This window comes from Thioclava sp. GXIMD4216 (assembly GCF_037949285.1).
Classification (GTDB): Bacteria; Pseudomonadota; Alphaproteobacteria; order Rhodobacterales; family Rhodobacteraceae; genus Thioclava; species Thioclava litoralis.
This window is the reverse complement of record NZ_CP149927.1, coordinates 302,586-319,764: the sequence shown is the minus strand read 5'-3', so window position 1 is coordinate 319,764 and position 17,179 is coordinate 302,586. Positions and strand designations below refer to the sequence as shown.

Sequence of the window (17,179 nt, the reverse complement as noted above, 5' to 3'; positions counted from 1 at the left end):
AGGTCTGTCATGGATTTCTCTCTTTCCCCCGAACAGCAGGAGCGCAACAGCCATCTGGCGCGCTTTGCCCAAGATTTTGCCGCAACCTGCGCCAAGGACCCGCAGTCCCCGTCCGGCTTCTCGCGCCCGCAATGGGACAGGCTCTGCGCGATGGGGCTGGCGGGGCTGCCGCTGCCCGAGACCTATGGCGGCACCGCGGCAGGGGCGCTTGAAACCATCCAGAGCTACGAGACAATCGCCCGTCATATCCCCGATCTGGGCTTGCTGTTTTCGCTCTGTGCGCATCTCTTCGCCTGTGTCATTCCGGTCTGGCGGGGCGGCACAGACAGCCAGAAAGCCGACTGGCTGCCCGCAATGGCACAGGGCCGCAAAATCGCCGCCAACGCGATTTCGGAAGAGGGGTCCGGCTCGGATGTCTTCGCCATGAAAACGCGGGCAGAGAAACAGGGGGGGCGCTATATCCTCAACGGCACGAAGCGGTTTATCACCAACGCCCCTGTCGCGGATATGCTGGTGGCCTATGCCCGGACCGATGCGACCTCTTCCTTTTTCGGGATCAGCTGTTTCGTGCTGCCCACCGATCATCCCGGCGTGACGATCAGCGCCGAGGAAAGCAAGTCGGGCCTGCGCTCCAGCCCGTGGGGCAGCGTGCATTTCCAAGATTGCGCGCTGCCGGAAAGCTTCCGGATCGGGCCGGAAGGTGCCGGAGCCAGCCTGTTCCACGAGAGCATGGTCTGGGAAAGATGCTGCCTGTTTTCCATCTATCTGGGCGCGATGGAGCGCATTCTGGCGCTCTGTCTGGAGCATGCGCGCACCCGCGTGCAATTCGGGCGCCATATCGGGGCCAATCAGGCCATCTCGAACCGGCTGGTCGATATGCGCCTGAAAATCGAGACCGCACGGCTTTTGCTGTATAAGGCGGCATGGCTCTATGATCAGGGCAAGCCCTGCGAGCAGACCGTCGCCCTGAGCAAGATCTGGATCGCGGAATCGGCGGTGCAGATCGGACAGGATGCAATGCAGATTTTCGGCGGCGAGGCGATGACGGCTACCCATCCCGTGAACCGGTTTCTCAATGACGCCATGCCCGCGCGGATTTTCTCGGGCAGTTCCGAGATGCAGCGCGAGATCGTCGCCCGCGCGATGAAATTACGTTAACCATTCAAGAAAGATATAGAAATGACCCCTGTCTATTGGATCATGATCGCGATCACCGTGCTGTTCACGCTTTTGGGCATGCTGTCGGCATGGCGCACGGGCGACACCAAATGGCCCTTTGTCTTCGGCTTTTTCAGCATCCTGCCCGTCACCATCGTGCTGGCCGTTCAGGGCGAGGGCGCTGCGTGGCGGCGCTGGATGATCGTGGCGCTGGTGGCGGCCTATGTGGCGCGGATGCTGTATACGCTGCTGATCTGGTTCAATGCGACAGGGGCGGCCAAGCTGAAGGATCAGGTCAAGCCCAGCCAGTTTCTGGTCCTGCCGCTGGTCTTGGTACCGGTGTTCTGCTGGCTCTATCCGCTGCCCTTCTTTGCCGCGATGGACCGCACCGATCCGTTCGGGCTTTATGATGCGCTGACGCTGATCTGCTATGCTTTGGGCACGCTGTTCCATCTGGGGGCGGATTATCAGAAATGGGCCTTCAAGCAGAACCCCGAAAATCGCGGCAAGCTGCTGCATGGCGGGTTCTGGGGCCTGTCGCGCCATCCCAACTATTTCGGGGATTTCCTGATTTACCTGTCTTTCGCACTGGTCTCTGTCTGGCCTTGGGGGCTGGTCGCGCCGGTGGTGAACCTCTTGCAGTATTTCTTCGATGCGATCCCGAAAAACGAGAAACTCTCGCAAGAACGGCATGGCGAGAACTGGGCGCGCTACTGCCGCTCGACCCCGCTCTTCCTGCCCTATGGCGCGTTCAAATCCTGACCACCGCGCGGGTTGATCGCGCCAATATCTCTCACGACAATAAAGGCAGAATGTCCATGTCGGGTCTTCCCTCTTTCCGCCCTCGCTTGAGGATCTTCATGGCCGTTCTGGCACTGGGCACGGCACAGGCCTGGCCCGCGCTGGCGCAGGACGCGCCAAGCGTGCAAAGCCCCGCCCGCGTGTCGGGCTTTGCACGGCTGCGCCCGCAAGATGGCGTGCGCTATCTGACGGGGCCTGCGGGGGATACCACCTATCGCATCAGCAAGGTGCTGGTGCATGAGGGAGAGATGGTCACAGCCGGTCAGCCGCTTCTGGAACTGGATACCGGCGGGCCACTTTCGGCCACCGTGGCTTTGGCCGAGGCCGGTGTGACCGAGGCAGAGGTCTCGGTCAATTTCGCCCAGATCGATATCGAACGGAAATCGCGGCTACGCAAATCCTCGGTCTCGCCGATCTCGCAAAGTGATTACGACACCGCCCTGCAAACGCTGGAACTGGCCAAAGCCCAGCTGGTCACGGCGCAAAAGCAGCTTGATTACGACAAGATCCTGCTGGAACAATCGGTGATCCGCGCGCCCACTGACGGAATGATCCTCGACCTGAACAAGCGCATGGGCGAAGGGGTGATTGCCGGAGAGGACCTGATCGAGATGGGCGATGTCGCCCATATGGAGGCACTGGCCGAGATTTTCGAGACCAAGGCCCGCTTTGTCGCAGTCGGGCAGACCGCCAGGTTCGAAAGCCCCGCGCTGGCGCATCCCGTCAGTGGCAAGGTGCTTCGGGTCCTGCCGAAAGTGACCGAAACGACGATCTACGCCACCGATGCGCTGGAAAATCTGGAAAAACGGGTGGTGCAGGTGGTTATCGCGCTGGATCGCCCCAAAGATGTCCTGCTGCTGAACGGTTTTCAGGGGACCGTGCTGATTGAGACGCGTGGGGCGGCCCGATAATGCCCGCACGCAACCAAAGATTTTCGCTGGCATGGCGGCTGCTAAGCTTCGAGCCGCGGCGGCTGCTGGCGGCCATTTGCGGCGTGGCGTTCGCTGTGGTGCTGATCCTTGTGCAGATCGGTTTCTACAACGCCATGATCGACAGCGCCACCAAGGTGCATAGCAGCCTTGAGGCCGATCTTGTCATGCTGCCTGCCGATTTCGAATATTTCGGCGCCGAGCACCAGTTCTCCCGCATGCGTCTGCACGAGGCGATGGCGACCGAAGGGGTGCAAGAGGTGGCCCCACTTTATGTATCGCTGATGAATTTCAAGAATATCGAGAACGGCTATTCGCGGTCGATCATGGCCATCGGCGTAGAGCCGGACAAGCCCGCGATCAACCTGCCGGAACTGGTCGCGGCGCAGGACCAGTTTGCCGTCAGCGGCGCGGTGCTGTTTGACCGTAAAAGCCTGCCCGCCTATTTCGGCGACATCACCGGTGCCTTTGCGAAAACCGGCCATGTCGATACACAACTGGCCGACAAGCCGGTGCGGATCACCGGACTTTTCGATATGGGCACGTCGTTTATCGCCTATGGCACCGTCGTTATGGGCAGCCCGACCTTCTTTGCGCTCCGCCCCGATCTGAGCGCGGCGGAACCCAGTCTGGGGCTGATCAAACTGGCCCCCGGATATGATCCGGCAACGGTGCGCGACAGGTTGCAGGCCGATCTGGAGGCCAAGGATATCAAGATCGTGACCCGCGCCGATTTTGTGGCGCTTGAGGCGAATTACTGGAATACCACCGCCGCTATCGGGTTTATCTTCATCACCGGTGCCTTGATGGGCATTCTGGTCGGCTCGGTGATTGTCTACCAGATCCTTTACACCGATGTAACGGACCACCTGCCCGAATATGCCACCCTCAAGGCGATGGGCTATCGCGACAGCTATTTTTCGGCGCTGGTGCTGAAACAGTCGCTGATCCTGTCCTGTCTGGGCTATGTGCCGGGCGTGGCGATTTCGGCGCTGATCTATTATTTCACGGCCCAGAGCACCGGCTATGCGCTGCGACTGACACCGGGCTGGTCGCTTGCGGTGTTCCTGATGACCTCTGGCATGTGCCTGTTCTCGGGCATTCTGGCCCTGAGACGCCTGCGCAAGGCCGATCCGGCGGAGCTTTTCCAATGACACATCCCGTAATCGAATTTTCCGGCCTGTCGCATAGCTATGGCAGCAAGGCATTGCGCCGGCAGGTTCTGTTCGACCTGAGCGGCAGGTTCGATCCCGGCGAAATCGTGATCGTCAAAGGCCCCTCCGGCTCGGGCAAGACCACATTCCTGACCCTGATCGGCGGACTTCGCGCCACTCAGGAAGGCCAGATCAGCGTTCTGGGCCAGCGTCTGGATGGCACATCGGCGCAGCAGCGACTGCAAATCCGGCGTCATATCGGTTTTATTTTCCAGATGCATAACCTGATCGGGGCGCTCACGGCCACCCAGAACCTTCTGATGGCGTTACGGCTGCATCCCGAAATCCCTGCGCCCGCCAAAGCGGCCCGCGACCTGCTGGAACAGGTCGGCCTGTCCCATGCGCTGGACAAATATCCGCGCGAGATGTCGGGCGGCGAACGCCAGCGGGTGGCCATTGCGCGGGCACTGGTCACCCGTCCCAAGATCGTGCTGGCCGACGAGCCGACCGCCTCTCTGGATGGCAAGACCGGCAAGATGGTGGTGGAGCTGCTGCGCGATCTGGCGAGCCAGAACGGCTCTGCGGTGCTGATGGTGACCCATGACGCGCGTATCCTCGATACCGGAGACCGCGTGCTTGAAATGGAAGACGGGCGCATCCGCGCGGCGTGATGCCGGACGGGTCGCGTCGTCAAACTGTCATCCTCTTTACGTTATCCTACCTTTGAAGAGTTTCTGTGCGCCGGTTTTGGTGTTACGGTCGCGTCAGCAATTATCGACCCCGCTCAAAAGCGCCGTAATTATTTTATCGGATATGTTCAGAACCGCGTTTGGGTAGCTATTTGACGTCATAGACGAGGATTTAGACATGCGAGACAGCACAAGCGCGGCAGCCACGAAATTGACGGACACAATCGAGCATAATCTGGCGCATCTCGATTTCGACTATTACGCGATTTGCGCCATCGGGGCACAGGATTTCACGGCGGCAAAATCCCTGCCCACCATGCATGTGACGAATTACCCCGAAGAATGGGCCCGCCATTATGCCAGCCAGCAGCTTTATAGCTATGATCCGGTGCTGCAATTCGGGCGCCTTGTGTCCTATCCGGTTAAATGGTCGGATCTGAAACATGCGTCGGGCTATGGCGACACGCATGGCCATGTCCAACGGCAGGCGCAGGATTTCGGGCTGTATTCCGGCATCTGCATGAGCATCCACAATCTTGATGGGAGCCTGCTTCTGGCCTCGCTGTCCAAAGCCAATCCCTGTGCGTTGAACGACACGTTGATGAACGAGGCCGCGCGCGCCTTACAGTCTCTCAACGGGGTGTCAGCATCGCTGAAGCTGGCCGGAAAAAACGATTACGACCTGACCAAACGCGAGATCGAATGCCTGAGCTGGGCGGCCATCGGCAAAACCTCCAGCGATATTTCCGCGATCCTGCATATCAGCAATAACACGGTGGATTGCCATTTCAAAAGCGCGATGCGCAAGCTTGCGGCCAATAGCCGGACTTTCGCGATCATCAAGGCCATGCGCAGCGGCATTCTGTCGATCTGAGGCGACCGGAAACACACGCCTCCGCTTCGGACATCCAAAGCGGAGGCGCAGGACATACGGGATGACGGGTCTTAGAAATCCCAGTCTTCGTCTTCGGTGGCCACGGCCTTGCCGATCACATAGCTCGACCCCGAGCCCGAGAAGAAGTCGTGGTTCTCGCTATCGGGCGAAAGTGCGGCCATGATCGCGGGGTTCACCTCGCAGGCTTCCGGCGGGAAGAGCGGCTCATACCCCAGATTCATCAGCGCCTTGTTAGCGTTGTAATGCAGGAAGTGGCGCACATCTTCGGTCAGCCCGATACCGTCATACAGCTCTGCCGTATATTGCGTCTCGACCTCATAGAGATCGAACATCAGTGCAAAGGCAAAATCCTTGACGGCGGCGCGCTCTTCTTCCGAGACTTTCTCCAAAGCGCGCTGGAACTTATAGCCGATGTAATAGCCATGCACCGCCTCGTCGCGGATGATCAGGCGGATCATATCGGCGGTATTGGTCAGCTTGGCGCGGCTGGACCACCACATCGGCAGATAGAAACCCGAATAGAACAGGAAGCTTTCCAGAAAGACCGAGGCCACTTTTTTGCGCAGCGGATCTTCGGCCTTATATTCATTCAGGATCAGATTCGCCTTGCGCTGCAGATGCGGGTTTTCTTCCGCCCAACGGAAGGCCTCATCCACCTCTGCGGTCATGCACAGCGTCGAGAAGATCGACGAATAGCTGCGCGCATGCACGGCTTCCATGAAGGCGATATTGGACAGAACCGCCTCTTCATGCGGCGTCACCGCATCTGCCATCAGCGTCGGCGCACCAACGGTATTCTGCACCGTGTCCAGCAGTGTCAGGCCGGTGAAAACGCGGATCGTCAGTTGGCGCTCTTCGGCTGTCAGATTGGCCCAGGAGGGCACGTCATTCGACAGCGGCACCTTCTCGGGTAGCCAGAAATTCGAGGTCAGGCGGTTCCAGACCTCAAGGTCCTTATCGTCCTGAAGCCGGTTCCAGTTCACGCCCTTGAGCGGCGCTTTTTTCGTTTGATCAAGCATAACTCTTCCTTTCCCGACAGTTACAAGCTGCAGGAGACACAGCCCTGAACTTCCGTGCCTTCCAGCACGGCCTGACGGAGCCGGATGTAATAGATGGTCTTGATCCCCGATTTCCACGCGCGGATCTGCGCGCGATTGATATCGCGGGTCGTCGCGCTATCGGGGAAGAACAGGGTCAGAGAGAGGCCCTGATCGACGTGTTCGGTGGCCGCCGCATAGGTGTCGATCAGCTTTTCGGGGCCGATCTCATAGGCATCCTTGTAGTACTCAAGGTTGTCATTATCCATATAGGGTGCCGGATAGTAGACGCGGCCGATCTTGCCTTCCTTGCGGATCTCGATGCGCGCGGTGATCGGGTGGATCGAGGCGGTCGCATTATTGATATAGCTGATCGAACCGGTCGGCGGCACGGCCTGCAGATTGCGGTTATAAAGACCATGCGCCATCACATCATCCCGCAGCTGCGCCCAATCGGCGCGGCTGGGCAGGGTGATGCCGAATTTCTCGAAAAGGGCTGTCACCGTCTCGGTCTCGGGCAGCCAGTCGCGGGTGACATATTTCTCGAAGAACGTGCCGCTCGCGTAATCCGACTTCTCGAAGCCCACGAAGCTTTCGCCCTTCTCGCGGGCGATCAGATTCGAGGCCCGCAGCGCGTGATAGGCCACAGCCGCGAAATAGGCGGAGGTGAAATCGATCCCCTCTTCCGAGCCGTAATGGATACGCTCACGCGCCAAGAACCCGTGCAGGTTCATCTGGCCCAGACCGATGGCATGGCTCTGGTCATTGCCCTTACGGATCGAGGGCACAGCGTCAATCGCCGACATTTCCGACACGGCGGTCAGTGCGCGGATCGCGGCCTCGACGGTCGCGCCAAGTTCACCACCATCCATCGCGCGGGCGATGTTCAGCGAGCCCAAGTTGCACGAGATATCCGTGCCCATATGTGCGTAGCTGAGGTCTTCGTTGAAGGTCGAGGGCTCCGCTACCTGCAGGATTTCCGAGCAGAGGTTCGACATGGTGATGCGCCCGTCGATCGGGTTGGCGCGGTTCACCGTGTCTTCGAACATCAGATAGGGGTAGCCGCTTTCGAACTGGATCTCGGCCAGAATCTCGAAGAAGCGACGCGCGCGCATCTTGGTCTTGCGGATACGGGCGTCAGCGACCAGCTCCTCGTATTTCTCGGTGACCGAGATTTCCGAGAAGGCACAGCCATAGACTTTCTGGATGTCATGCGGCGAGAAGAGATACATCTCGGCATCGCGTTTCGCCAGCTCGAAGGTGATATCGGGGATCACCACGCCCAGCGACAGTGTCTTGATGCGGATCTTCTCGTCGGCATTCTCGCGCTTGGTGTCGAGGAATTTCAGGATATCGGGGTGGTGGGCGTTCAGATAGACCGCCCCTGCCCCCTGACGCGCACCCAGCTGGTTGGCATAGGAGAAGCTGTCTTCGAGCAGTTTCATCACCGGAATGACGCCCGAGGACTGGTTCTCGATGCCTTTGATCGGCGCACCGGCTTCGCGCAGGTTGGTCAGCATCAATGCCACACCGCCGCCGCGCTTCGAGAGCTGCAGCGCCGAGTTGATCGAGCGGCCGATGGATTCCATATTGTCTTCAAGACGCAGCAGGAAGCAGGACACCAGCTCGCCGCGGCTTTTCTTGCCTGCGTTCAGGAAGGTGGGCGTTGCCGGCTGGAAGCGGCCCGCCAGCATCTCTTCGGTCAGCGACAGCGCCATCTTGCGGTCACCCCGCGCGAGCGCCAGAGCCACCATCACCACGCGGTCTTCATAGCGTTCGAGGTAGCGCTGACCGTCACGGGTCTTCAACGTATAGGCGGTGTAATATTTGAACGCGCCAAGGAAGGTCGGGAAGCGGAACTTCTTCTTGTAGGCGGCATCCCAGATCTGACGGCAGAAGTCGCGATCATAAAGCTCCAACACAGCAGCGTCGTAATAGCCCTCGTCCACGAGGTAATCGAGCTTCTCATCCAGCGAGTGGAAGAACACGGTGTTCTGGTTCACATGGTTGAGGAAATAGGCGCGCGCGGCCTGCTTGTCGGCCTCGAAACGGATCTTTCCATCCGCATCATACAGGTTCAACAGCGCGTTCAGCGCGTGATGGTCGAGCCCTTTTACGGCGTCTGCTTTGTCAAGCATTGTGCTCTCCAGAATTTCTCGAGCCCGTCTCTGACACGGGCAATATCTAGGTCGGTGCCACTCAGCTCGAATCTATAGAGCAGAGGAATCTTGCATTTTTCGGCAATCACTTTGCCCGCATAGCCATAATAGATCCCGAAATTGGTGTTTCCGGTGCCGATTACCCCCCTGATATTCTTGCGAATTTCCGGGTTGTTCAAAGCATGGATCACGGGTTTCGGAACTGCCCCCCGACCCTCGCCATCGCTATAAGACGGGCATATTAGCACAAAAGGCAGCTCGGCCAAACTGGCCGAGCGATCTTCTGTACCACCAATGCGGATAGCGGGCAGTCCAAGTCGGGTGATGAAGCGATGCGTGTTTCCGGTGGCCGAGGAAAAATAGGCCAGCCCGGTCATCGGATCGGGTCAGGCGCCAAGGCTTGCGATGCGGTCCGGACGGAAGCCTGCCCAGTGGTCGGCACCCGCCACAACAACAGGTGCCTGACGGTAGCCAAGGCCGGTCACTTTTTCCATCGCTTCGGCATCCAGCGTCAGATCGATGACATCATGCTCGATCCCACGGGCATTGAGCGCGCGGATGGTCGCAGTGCATTGAACGCAAGCGGGCTTGCTGTAGACGGTAATAGACATAGGCTCTCGACCCCGAAGCAAAGGGGCGGACATTCGGGAAGGTGGATCGCATTTCTGCCAAACTCCCCCCAGACGCACCGCCCGTGGACATTATCGCATTCAGGCTGGCCGCTGACAGGCCAGAGACGGCCTGCCCACCTGTCCGCTCCGGCATTGCAACAGGATAGCCTGCCACAGCGGAGATCTCGGACGGGCCGGAACTGTAGCGGCCCTTTGCGTGAGGCTGATATAGTATCCCACCCCACCTGATGCGCTATATATAGTAGCCACTTTGCGCCCAAAGTCCAGTGCCTTTTTCATCCGGCCCTCTGCAGGCCGAACGGGGTATATCACCTTGGCCCTGCATCTGAATCGCGGGACTTTCGAGTTACAAAGAACCCCGCCCAAAGCAAAGCGCAAAAAAATAATTCTGGGGCTAGACGGGGTTTTCCGACAGCGCACACCGAATCGACGCTCCGGATTCGTTCACGGGAGGTTCAATCCCGGGCTGAAAACCGGAGAGGACCTCGCCCTGCAAAACATAAAAGGGCCGCCCCGAAGGACGACCCGAACCGGCATGCGGCCACTATATCTTGCGGAAAGACGCGCGCCTTAGCCCATACGCTCCGACGAGAACGATCCCGGAGACGCAGGAAAGACCACCGTTTTCGACCCGTTGATGAAGACGCGGCGATGGGCATGGGCATGGATCGCCCGCGCCAGCACCTGACTTTCCACATCGCGCCCCAGCGAGACGTAATCCTCGGGCGATTGCGCATGGGTCACCCGCACGGTGTCCTGCTCGATGATCGGGCCCTCGTCCAGATCGGCGGTCACATAATGCGAGGTCGCCCCGATCAGCTTCACCCCGCGGGCAAAGGCCTGCTTATAGGGGTTCGCGCCTTTGAAGGACGGCAGGAAGGAATGGTGGATATTGATGATCCGCCCCGACATCTTCTGGCACATCTCGTCCGAGAGGATCTGCATATAGCGTGCCAGCACGATCAGCTCGGCACCTGCCTCCTCGACCACCTGCATGATGCGGGCTTCGGCCTCGGGTTTGTTTTCCTTGGTCACCTTGATGCAGTGGAAGGGGATATCCTGATTCACCACGACCTTCTGGTAATCCATATGGTTCGAGATCACCGCCACGATCTCCACCGGCAGCGCGCCGATGCGCGCACGGTACAGAAGGTCATTCAGGCAATGCCCGAAGCGCGACACCATGATGACGACTTTCATCTTGGTGGCCTCGTCGTGGAAGGCGAAGTTCATACCGAAACTTTTCGCAGTCTCGGCAAACTCGCTGCGCAGGCTGTCACCATCATTCCCCGTTTCCGAGGTAAAGCTGACCCGCATGAAGAAATTCCCCGTCTCGAGATCGTCGAACTGGGCGCTATCGGTGATATTGCAGCCTTTATCGGCCAGAAAACCCGAGATGGCCGCGACGATGCCGCGCTGGGTAGGACAGGTTACAGTCAGGCAATATTTGGTCATGTGAGTATCCGAAAGTCTTTCGCCATAGAGGTATAGCCCCATCGGAGGCATGAAGAGAAGAGGAACCGGTCAAAGACCGCCCCGATTGCACGTGATATTCCCTGACGCCCCGCCCGCAGGCAGGCCGCCAGCCGCAAGGCCTGATCTCGGGCCCCGCCGCATCAGGCCCCGCATCAAGACAGCCGCGAAGCCACCTCGTGAAGGGCATGCCAGAGGCTTCCCGCATAAGAGCGCATGCCCCAGATCCGACAGTGGTCGTCTGCAAGCCGCAGCAGGAAGACCGACATATGATGCAGGCCGGTGCGGGTGGCCTGCCCTGTGGCCTTGGCGCTATCGGGCAGGTTGACCAAACGTTCCAGCAGGCGGTCCATCTCGGGGCCCGTGATGTCGAAGGCCACCCAGCCATCGGTCTGTTCCGTGACCGATGCCGCAGACGCTTGGGTTTTGACCCATGCCGCGAAATCTTCCTCGGCGCGGGCCTCGCCCTCGATCAGCCATTGCTTCGGCCCCGCCCAGAAGGCGGTCAGCCCCGCGCCTTGGGTCAAGGCCCCCGGTGCAGGCAGTGGCAGCCCCGCCACTTCGGTCAGGCTTTGCCCGTGGCGCGCGACCACAGAGGCCAGCGCGATATCGGGGCGTTCGGTCAGGGTCATCGACCCGAGGGTTTCGGTTTTCGGACGGGTGCCGCCAAGGGCGGTCTGTGCAATCAGATCAGTCACGGGCTTAGTCACGGAGACGCTCCCCTTCGGGGTCAACAAAATGGGCAGGCACAATCCGGCAGTCACAGCCCGAATTTTCCAGCGGGTTATAGGCGACGATCACCTCACCGATCCGCTTGTCGCCCTGTTCGACAAAACCAAGCGCGATATGGCTTTTGACATGGGGCGAATAGCAGGCCGAGGTCACCCAGCCCTGATCGCTCTGCATCGTGCGCTGATCGCCACGGGTGAACAGATGCGAGCCCGCAAAGATCCGCTCTTCGGCATTCAGCGGTTGCAGCCCCACCAGACGGCGCTTGTCAGCAGCCAGACCCTCGCGGCGCGACATGATCGCCCCGATGGAATCTTTCTTAACCGAGACCATCTTGCCCAGACCCAGCATCTGCGCGGTGGTCTGCCCGTTCAACTCGGCGCCCGCAGCATGGCCTTTCTCGATCCGCAGCACGGCCAAGGTTTCCGTGCCATAGGGGGTCACCCCCAGATCCTGACCCTGCTCCATCAGCCGTTCCATCAGCGCATTGCCGTAACGTGCCGGCACCGCGATCTCATAGGCCAATTCGCCCGAGAAAGAGATCCGGAACAGACGCGCCCGCAGCCCGCCGCAGAGGGTAATCTCGGCACAGCCCATGAAAGGGAAGGCCTCATTCGACAGATCCACCCCATCCACCACACGCGACAGAAGCGCGCGCGAGTTCGGCCCCGCCACGGCAATCTGCGCCCAAGCGTCGGTGGTCGAGATCAGCTGCACATCCAGCTCCGGCCAGAGGCATTGCCGCGCGAATTCCATATTGCGATAGCATAGCCCCGCATTGGCGGTGGTGGTGGTGACCACATAATGGTCCTCGGCCAGACGCGCACAGGTGCCATCGTCATAGATATGGCCATCCTCGCGCAGCATCAGCCCATAGCGGACTTTGCCAACCTTCAAAGTGCCCATCATATTGGCGTAGATCCGGTTGAGGAATTCCCCCGCATCTGCCCCCTGCACATCGACCTTGCCCAGTGTGGTCACATCGCAAAGCCCCACGCCCGAGCGCACGGCCAAGGCCTCGCGGTCCACGGTTTCGCGCCAGTCTTCCTCATTCCCTTGCGGGAAATATTGCGCCCGCATCCATTGGCCGACCTCGACAAAGACCGCCCCGCGCGCTTTCGCCCAGTCATGGGTCGGGGTCAGGCGGGTCGGGCGGAAATCCTTGCCCGTATCGCCGCCGCCCAGCACACCCAAAGACACGCCGGTATAAGGCGGGCGGAAGATGGTGGTGCCGGTCTCGGGGATGGATTTGCCGGTGAGCTCGGCCATGACCGCCAGCGCCGAGACATTGGCCGTCTTGCCCTGATCGGTGGCCATGCCCAAAGTGGTCCAGCGTTTAAGATGCTCGACCGGACGCATGTTTTCCTTATGCGCCAGCGCGATATCCTTCACCGTCACATCGTTCTGGAAATCGACCCAAGCGCGCCCTTTGCCGGCCACATGCCAGAAGGCCGTGGGGGTAACAGGGCTATCCTCGGCCTTGGGCAGATCGGGCGTCATGGCCGCAATCCCCAGATCCGCCAGCGCCGCAACAGCCGCCTTCGCGCCCGAGGCCAGTGCCTGCGCGGTCGTGCCCTCGCCATTGCAGGCGCCTGCGGGGATCAGCCCCGTGGGTCCACCCTCGCCCGGCACAAAGGCCAGCAGATCCTCGCGCCAGACCGGACGTCCACGATGATGCGAGGCCAGATGCACATTGGGGTTCCACCCGCCCGCGACACCCAAAGCGCCACAGTCGATCCACTGGCGAGTGCCGCCGCTGGTGATCTGCACCTTGGTCACGCCCAGACGGCCCTTGCTGTCCGAGACCACCGAGCCAGCGTAGACACGGTAATCGCCCAGCGACTTCGCATCAGCCCGCGTGTCGATCACGCCTGCAATCTGCGCGCCCTTGGCGATCAGATCCAGCGCGGTGCGGTGACCATCGTCGCTATTGGTGAAAATGGCGATCCGGTCCTCGGGCGCCCGCACAGGCGCCACCGCCCAGCGGTTGGCATAGGCACGCATGGCACCTGCCAGCATGATGCCCGGACGGTCGTTATTGGCGAAGGGGATATGACGCTCGGTCGCACCCGCCGCCAGAACCGCCCGCCGCGCGGTGACCCGCCAGAGCGTCTGGCGCACCTTCCCGCCTGCATCGGACAGGTGATCCGAGACCCTCTCGACCGCGCCATAGACGCCGTGGTCATAGGTGCCGAAAACCGTCATCCGCGTCATCACACGAACATTGGGCATCGCGCGAAGTTCTGCCTCGGTCGCGCGCAGCCAGTCGGTCGCGGGCGCGTCATCCAGCGCATGGCTTTCGGCCAGAAGACGCCCGCCCAAGGCGAAATCCTCATCCGCCAGAATGACCTTGGCCCCCGCGCGGCCAGCGGTCAGCGCCGCCATCAGCCCCGCCGCGCCACCGCCGATCACCAGCAGGTCGCAATGCAGATATCCGCGATCATAGGCATCAGGGTCGGGCAGCCCCGACAGCGCCCCAAGCCCCGCCGCCTTACGGATCATCGGCTCATAGAGCTTTTCCCAGAAGGCACGCGGCCACATGAAGGTCTTGTAGTAGAAGCCCGCCGCAAAGAAGGGCGACAGCAGATCATTCACTGCCAGCCAGTCATGCTCCAGCGAGCCCGCATAATTCTGCGATTTGGCCTCGAGCCCGTCATAAAGCTCGGCCACGGTGGCGCGGGTGTTCGGTTCGGCCTGCGCGCCCGTGCGCAGGGTCACCAGCGCGTTGGGCTCTTCCGAACCGGCGGCCACCACACCGCGCGGGCGGTGGTATTTGAACGACCGCCCCATAAGCTGCACGCCATTGGCCAAAAGCGCCGAGGCCAGAGTGTCGCCCTGAAAGCCCGTGTAATCGACCCCATCAAAGCGGAATTTCAAAGGCGCATTGCGATCTACCAGACCGCCAGACAAACGGCTCATTTCGCGCCCTCCGGTTTCATCGCAAGCTCGGCGCCCAGAATCTCATGGGTCAGCGTGTTACGGGTGACAATCAGCCACGAGCGGTCGCCCTGCTCGTGATACCAAAGCTCGCGGTGCACGCCCGCCGGATTGTCGCGCAGAAAGACGTAATCGGCAAAGGCCGCCTCGCCCGCGTCAGGCGCGGGACGGTTCATCAGGCTGGCATCGCCCAGATAGGTAAACTCCTGCGCATCCCGCAGGCCAAGAAGAGGATGGGGTATCAGCATAATCGTGCCTCAGTGCAGGTTCGGTTGGGCACCAACGCCCTTTTCATCAATGACATAGCCGCGTGCAAAACGGTCAAGCCGCATCTGCGCCGTGACCTCATGCGACCGCCCTGTGGCCAGAAGATGCGCAAAACAGAAGCCCGAGGCAGGCGTCGCCTTGAAGCCGCCATAGCACCAGCCCGCATTCAGATAGAGGCCCGAGACAGGCGTCTCGTCGATGATGGGCGAGCCATCCATCGACATATCCATGATGCCGCCCCAGTTACGAAGAAGCCGCGCCCGACCGATCATCGGCATCAGGGCCATACCGCCTTCCAGCACATCTTCCACCACCGGAAGATTGCCGCGCTGCGCATAGGAATTATAGCCGTCGATATCGCCGCCAAAGACAAGGCCGCCCTTATCGGACTGGCTGATATAAAAATGCCCCGCGCCAAAGGTGATGACATTATCGATCAGCGGTTTCAGCCCCTCGGACACAAAGGCCTGCAGCACATGGCTTTCGATGGGCAGGCGCATCCCCGCCTTCTCCATCACGCGACCGGTCGAACCTGCGACAGCAACCCCCACCTTCTTCGCGCCGATGAAACCACGGGTCGTCTCCACCCCTTCAACCTGACCATTGGTGATGCGGAAACCGGTGACCTCGCAGTTCTGGATGATATCCACGCCGCGCTGATCGGCCCCACGCGCATAGCCCCAGACCACGCCATCATGACGCGCCGTACCTGCACGCGGCTGGATCAAAGCGCCCTTGATCGGGAAACGGGCATTGTCGAAATTCAGGTAGGGCAGCCTCTCGCGCAGATCGGCGGCATCCACCAGCTTCGCGCCCGCCCCCGAGATCATCATCGCATTGCCGCGCCGACGGTAGGCATCGCGCTGGCCGTCGCTATGGAACAGGTTGAAGATGCCGCGCTGGCTGACCATCGAGTTGAAGTTGGTTTCCTGTTCAAGGTTCTCCCAAAGCTTCATCGAAAGCTCGTAGAACGGCTGGTTCCCCGGCAGCAAATAATTCGAGCGGATGATCGTGGTGTTCCGCCCGATATTGCCCGACCCGAGCCAGCCCTTTTCCAGCACCGCCACCTTCAGATGGCCGAAATTCTTCGCCAGATAGAAGGCCGTCGACAGGCCATGGCCGCCGCCACCGACGATGATGATATCATAGCTGGGTTTGGGGTCGGGATTGCGCCACAAAGGCCCCCATCCCTTATGTCCGGTCAGCGCTTCTTTCAGCACCTTGAACCCTGAAAACTTCATGACCTGCGCTCCTTTGTCCCAGACAGGCTAGGCGAGGCAGGGTGAATAAACTTCTTTATAAGTGACATTTTTTATCCTAAAAATGCCATTAGGATTAATCGGGCAAGCCTATGCAAAATATCGCCTTTCTTCTGCTGGATGGCCATGCGCTGATGTCAACGGCCTCGGCGCTTGAACCTTTGCGCGCGGCCAACCAGTTTCGGGCGGGAACCTACCGGATTACGATTCTCTCGGGATCGGATCGGGCGGTGTCGTCCATCGGCTCCGAATTTCCGGCCCTGCCCTTCCGCGCGACCCCGCCTGATTTCGATCTGGTCTTCGTGGTGGCAGGCGGAGACCCTGCGCGGGTGAATGATCCGGCGCTGATGGCATGGCTGCGCGAGGCCGACCGGCGGGGTGTTGCCTTGGGGGGGATCTCGGGCGGGGCGATGATCCTTGCGCGGGCGGGTCTGCTGGAGGGGCGGCGTTTTACGCTGCACTGGCACCATTATGACGATATCGCCGCGCTGCCGGGCGAGTGGCTGCTGGAGCGGCGGCTGTTTGTGATCGACCGCAACCGCTATACCTGCGCGGGCGGCATCGCGCCGCTGGATATGATGCATGCGCTGATTGCGCGCGAACATGGCACGGGCTTTGCGCAGCGCATTTCCGACTGGTTCATCCAGACCGAGATCCGCGGGGCCGATGCGCCCCAGATGGCCTCGATCGAGGCGCGTTACGGGGTGCTGCCCAAGGTGGTGGCCGCGACGCTGGAGCTGATGGAAAGCCATATTGCCGACCCGCTGGACCAAAGCCAGCTTGCGGGGCTTGCGGGTCTGTCGCTGCGCCAGTTGCAACGGCAGTTCCGGCAAGAGATGGGCGCGCCGGTGATGGAGGTCTACCGCCGTATCCGTCTGGAAAAAGCGCGCGAGCTGATCGCCGGCACGCGGCTGCCGCTATCAGAGATCGCGCATCTGACGGGCTTTGCCAGCCAGTCGCATTTTGCCGACCGTTTCCGCGAGGCCTATGGCCATCCCCCCCGCGCCCTCCGCGACAAAAAAAGCCCGACGTCACAAAGGTGAACGTCGGGCATTAGGAG

The 17,179-nt window shown here is 60.6% G+C and carries 16 protein-coding genes; 7 read left to right on the top strand and 9 right to left on the bottom strand.

Annotated features, from left to right (window positions below):
* Positions 1 to 9: 9 nt before the first annotated feature.
* From WDB88_RS14805 to WDB88_RS14780, 6 genes are all read left to right on the top strand, one after another.
* On the top strand, positions 10 to 1,158 hold the full coding sequence (locus tag WDB88_RS14805) for an acyl-CoA dehydrogenase family protein (protein ID WP_339109594.1): 1,149 nt from the start codon (positions 10 to 12) through the stop codon (positions 1,156 to 1,158).
* A 21-nt stretch (positions 1,159 to 1,179) separates the two neighbouring features.
* Positions 1,180 to 1,920: a DUF1295 domain-containing protein gene (locus WDB88_RS14800; RefSeq protein WP_339109593.1), complete on the top strand. Its 741-nt coding sequence runs from the start codon at positions 1,180 to 1,182 to the stop codon at positions 1,918 to 1,920.
* A 98-nt stretch (positions 1,921 to 2,018) separates the two neighbouring features.
* Positions 2,019 to 2,870, top strand: coding sequence for an efflux RND transporter periplasmic adaptor subunit (locus WDB88_RS14795; RefSeq protein WP_330647136.1), 852 nt, complete (start codon positions 2,019 to 2,021; stop codon positions 2,868 to 2,870).
* The gene (gene devC / locus WDB88_RS14790) at positions 2,870 to 4,042 is read left to right on the top strand and encodes an ABC transporter permease DevC (RefSeq protein ID WP_330647137.1); all 1,173 of its coding nucleotides are present in this window, start codon (positions 2,870 to 2,872) and stop codon (positions 4,040 to 4,042) included. Before WDB88_RS14795 ends, devC begins: the two co-directional genes overlap by 1 nt.
* Positions 4,039 to 4,713, top strand: coding sequence for an ATP-binding cassette domain-containing protein (locus tag WDB88_RS14785; RefSeq protein WP_330647138.1), 675 nt, complete (start codon positions 4,039 to 4,041; stop codon positions 4,711 to 4,713). Before devC ends, WDB88_RS14785 begins: the two co-directional genes overlap by 4 nt.
* Before the next feature lie 196 nt (positions 4,714 to 4,909).
* Positions 4,910 to 5,605 carry an autoinducer binding domain-containing protein gene (locus WDB88_RS14780; protein WP_339109592.1) on the top strand — a complete coding sequence of 232 codons (696 nt, stop codon included), beginning with the start codon at positions 4,910 to 4,912 and terminating at the stop codon, positions 5,603 to 5,605.
* Positions 5,606 to 5,676: 71 nt separating this feature from the next.
* On the opposite strand, the gene nrdF is transcribed toward WDB88_RS14780, so the two are convergent.
* From nrdF to WDB88_RS14735, 9 genes are all read right to left on the bottom strand, one after another.
* A complete protein-coding gene (gene nrdF, locus WDB88_RS14775; protein ID WP_330647140.1) occupies positions 5,677 to 6,645 on the bottom strand; it encodes a class 1b ribonucleoside-diphosphate reductase subunit beta in 969 nt (322 codons plus the stop codon).
* A 20-nt stretch (positions 6,646 to 6,665) separates the two neighbouring features.
* A complete protein-coding gene (gene nrdE / locus WDB88_RS14770; protein WP_339109591.1) occupies positions 6,666 to 8,801 on the bottom strand; it encodes a class 1b ribonucleoside-diphosphate reductase subunit alpha in 2,136 nt (711 codons plus the stop codon).
* A complete protein-coding gene (nrdI, locus tag WDB88_RS14765) occupies positions 8,777 to 9,199 on the bottom strand; it encodes a class Ib ribonucleoside-diphosphate reductase assembly flavoprotein NrdI (RefSeq protein WP_339109590.1) in 423 nt (140 codons plus the stop codon). Before nrdI ends, nrdE begins: the two co-directional genes overlap by 25 nt.
* A 9-nt stretch (positions 9,200 to 9,208) precedes the next feature.
* Positions 9,209 to 9,433 carry a glutaredoxin-like protein NrdH gene (gene nrdH / locus WDB88_RS14760; RefSeq protein ID WP_330647143.1) on the bottom strand — a complete coding sequence of 75 codons (225 nt, stop codon included), beginning with the start codon at positions 9,431 to 9,433 and terminating at the stop codon, positions 9,209 to 9,211.
* Positions 9,434 to 10,024: 591 nt separating this feature from the next.
* Complete coding sequence (gene purU, locus WDB88_RS14755; protein ID WP_339109589.1) at positions 10,025 to 10,909, bottom strand: formyltetrahydrofolate deformylase; 885 nt, start codon at positions 10,907 to 10,909, stop codon at positions 10,025 to 10,027.
* 173 nt (positions 10,910 to 11,082) lie between these two features.
* Entirely contained in the window at positions 11,083 to 11,637 is a 555-nt protein-coding gene (locus WDB88_RS14750) for a sarcosine oxidase subunit gamma (RefSeq protein WP_339109588.1), read from the bottom strand.
* Entirely contained in the window at positions 11,630 to 14,575 is a 2,946-nt protein-coding gene (locus WDB88_RS14745) for a sarcosine oxidase subunit alpha family protein (RefSeq protein ID WP_339109587.1), read from the bottom strand. Before WDB88_RS14745 ends, WDB88_RS14750 begins: the two co-directional genes overlap by 8 nt.
* Positions 14,572 to 14,841, bottom strand: coding sequence for a sarcosine oxidase subunit delta (locus WDB88_RS14740; protein WP_330647147.1), 270 nt, complete (start codon positions 14,839 to 14,841; stop codon positions 14,572 to 14,574). Before WDB88_RS14740 ends, WDB88_RS14745 begins: the two co-directional genes overlap by 4 nt.
* 9 nt (positions 14,842 to 14,850) lie before the next feature.
* Entirely contained in the window at positions 14,851 to 16,101 is a 1,251-nt protein-coding gene (locus WDB88_RS14735) for a sarcosine oxidase subunit beta family protein (protein ID WP_339109586.1), read from the bottom strand.
* A 110-nt stretch (positions 16,102 to 16,211) separates the two neighbouring features.
* Here WDB88_RS14735 and WDB88_RS14730 point away from each other — a divergent pair, with 110 nt between their 5' ends.
* On the top strand, positions 16,212 to 17,162 hold the full coding sequence (locus WDB88_RS14730; RefSeq protein WP_339109585.1) for a GlxA family transcriptional regulator: 951 nt from the start codon (positions 16,212 to 16,214) through the stop codon (positions 17,160 to 17,162).
* Positions 17,163 to 17,179: the final 17 nt, after the last annotated feature.